Annotated in this window: 3 protein-coding genes; all 3 read left to right on the forward strand. The window is 61.3% G+C overall.

The features are described 5' to 3' along the window. A partial coding sequence (locus tag ACFFAR_RS29665; RefSeq protein WP_375509061.1) for a substrate-binding domain-containing protein occupies nucleotides 1–335 on the forward strand: 335 nt, incomplete at its 5' end. Nucleotides 336–595: 260 nt separating this feature from the next. Further along, nucleotides 596–2,194 carry a sugar ABC transporter ATP-binding protein gene (locus ACFFAR_RS29670; protein WP_375509062.1) on the forward strand — a complete coding sequence of 533 codons (1,599 nt, stop codon included), beginning with the start codon at nucleotides 596–598 and terminating at the stop codon, nucleotides 2,192–2,194. Between the two features lie 347 nt (nucleotides 2,195–2,541). Further along, on the forward strand, nucleotides 2,542–2,949 hold a 408-nt coding region (locus ACFFAR_RS29675; RefSeq protein ID WP_174365141.1), incomplete at its 3' end, for a LacI family DNA-binding transcriptional regulator.

Raw genomic sequence — 2,949 nt, forward strand, 5'->3', positions numbered from 1 at the left:
TCGATAAAGGCAATGCGGTTGCATCGCAAATCCTGAACGCGAACCCGAATGTGAAGGCGCTGCTGTGCGGCAACGACAACATGGCGATCGGCGCCGTGTCTGCAGTTCGCGCAGCGGGCAAGGCAGGCAAGGTGCAGGTCGTGGGTTATGACAACATCAACGCCATCAAGCCGATGCTCGCCGATGGCCGCGTGCTCGCCACGGCCGATCAATACGCTGCAAAGCAGGCAGTTTTTGGCATCGATACTGCGCTGAAAGCAATTGCCGAGCACAAGAAACAGTCGGAATTGTCCGGCGTGGTGGAAACGCCGGTGGATCTCGTTACCAAAAAGTAGTAAGTATCTGCATGGAAAATGGGATTCGTCTGTCGAAATCTGTCTAAAATCTCAAGAACCGGGCATCGCTGCCGATAATTGAAGCAACGGCCGGGTCGTCGATGCACCATGAGATGACTGGCCAGGCGATGTTCAGCGTGGTTTTTACTGACGCGAAGGACCGGAGACGGCTTGTCAGAAGGGCTTGCCTGCAAACGATTGCGGCGTGCCTTGCGTGACAGCATCCGGTCCGCAGCAGCGGGAAGGCGATGGACAACATTATGGAAACCGCCCCGGTTTTAGCGGTGAGCGGCGTTGGCAAGACCTATGCGGAGCCGGTGCTGGCGGGCGTCACGCTGGACTTGCGCGCGGGCGAAGTGCTGGCGCTGACCGGCGAGAACGGCGCGGGCAAGAGTACGTTGTCCAAGATCATCGGCGGACTGGTCGATCCGACTGCTGGTTCCATGACGCTTGGCGGCGAGCCTTACGCGCCCGCGAGTCGCAAGGATGCCGAAGCGCTGGGCGTGCGTATGGTGATGCAGGAGCTGAACCTTCTGCCGACTTTATCGGTGGCGGAAAACCTGTTCCTCAACCGTCTGCCCCAGCGCAAAGGCCTGAAATTCGGCTGGATCGACCGGGCGGCGCTGCGCGAGGATGCGCACCACGCAATGCGCCAGGTCGGACTGGACGCGATCGATCCCGATACGCTCGTGGGCGAACTGGGCATCGGGCATCAGCAGATGGTCGAGATCGCGCGGAATCTGATTGGCGATTGCCGCGTGCTGATTCTCGACGAACCCACGGCCATGCTGACCGCGCGTGAAGTGGATCTGCTCTTTGAGCAGGTCGAGCGGCTGAAGGAGCGGGGCGTGGCGCTGGTGTACATCTCGCACCGGCTGGAAGAGTTGCGCAGGATTGCGGGACGCGCGGCGGTACTGCGCGACGGCAAGCTGGTCCATATCGACGCCATGGCAAACCTGACGAGCGACCGGCTTGTCACGCTGATGGTAGGACGTGACATTGGCGAACGGATTGATCTGGGCGAACGGCGAATCGCCGGTGTCGCGCTGAAAGTCGAAGGCATGCGCCGCGCCGACGTGGTTCGCGACGTGTCCTTCGAAGTCAAGGCCGGGGAGATTTTCGGCATCAGCGGGCTGATCGGCGCGGGCCGCACCGAGCTGATGCGGCTGATCTACGGCGCGGACAAGGCCGATGGCGGCGTTGTATCAGTGGCGCATCAAGGCGGAGCGCTCACGCCGGTGAAGATTGCATCGCCGGCTGATGCGGTGAAGAACGGCATCGCGCTCATCACGGAGGATCGGAAAGGCGAAGGTTTGCTGTTGCCGCAGCCGATCGCCGCGAATATTTCGCTGGGGAACATCGGGGCGGTATCGAACAAGGGTTTTGTCGATGGCCGGCGCGAAGCCGCGCTTGCCCAGACGCAGATCGACGCCATGCATATTCGTGCGGCGGGTCCGTCGCAGCCGGTCTCGGAGTTGTCGGGCGGCAATCAGCAGAAGGTCGTGATCGGCCGCTGGCTCGCGCGTGATTCCACGGTTCTGCTCTTCGATGAACCCACGCGCGGCATCGACGTCGGCGCCAAGTTCGACATCTATGCGCTGATGGGCGCGCTCGCGCTCGAAGGGCGTGCGCTGGTGGTGGTATCGAGTGATCTGCGCGAGTTGATGCTGATTTGCGATCGTATCGGCGTGATGTCGGCGGGGCGGATGACCGGGATCTTCGCTCGCGATGACTGGACGCAGGACATGCTGCTTGCAGCGGCGTTCGCGGGCTACGCGAAACGCGATGAGATCTTGCAAGATCCCATCGTGCCGGACGCAAAGGCGCCGCCGGCGGAGACGGGGGAAGTGCAACGATGAACCGGGTCCCGCGCTGCCTGGCACAGCGGGTGCTTTGTTGAGACGCTTCGGGCGGAATGGAAACCGTTCAGTGGTCAGAAGAACGACGCGTTACGTTACACGCTGCTTATTCGCGAGAAGCAGCGAGGTAACAAAGAGGACACACGCAGCTCGGACTGCGGACGTAGCGAGCATGAAGCCGGCACGGGGATGCACGCCGGCTGACGGCCTTGAGGCTGATGAACTTGAGTCGGGGCCGCGAACCAGAGTGGAACGGGTGCTGCCGGGCGGACTGCCGAAAGGCAAGCGTTGCGAGTGCCAACTATAAGAGCAAAAGCAAGACCAAAAGTCAGAGAGAAGGACCAAGTATGGCGACGATCAAAGATGTAGCAGCCATTGCGGGCGTTTCGTTCACAACCGTGTCTCATGTGGTGAACAACTCGCGGCCTGTATCGGCTGAAGTGCGGGTCAAAGTAGAACGAGCAATCCGGGAACTGGACTATGTGCCGTCGGCGGTGGCGCGTTCGCTCAAGGCGCGCAATACGCTCACCATCGGCTTGCTGGTGCCGAATGCGACCAATCCGTATTTCGCGGAGCTCGCGCGTGGCGTGGAAGATGGGTGCGCGAAGAACGGCTATTGCATGTTCTTCTGCAATTCCGACGACGACCCCGCCAAGCAGCGAAGCTACCTTCGTGTGCTGCAGGAAAAGCGCATCGACGGGCTCGTGATTGCATCGGCGGGAGAAGATGCGGTGCTCGCGCAAAGTCTTGCCGGC

Origin of the sequence: uncultured Caballeronia sp. (genome assembly GCF_964243625.1) — a bacterium.
Classification (GTDB): domain Bacteria; phylum Pseudomonadota; class Gammaproteobacteria; order Burkholderiales; family Burkholderiaceae; genus Caballeronia.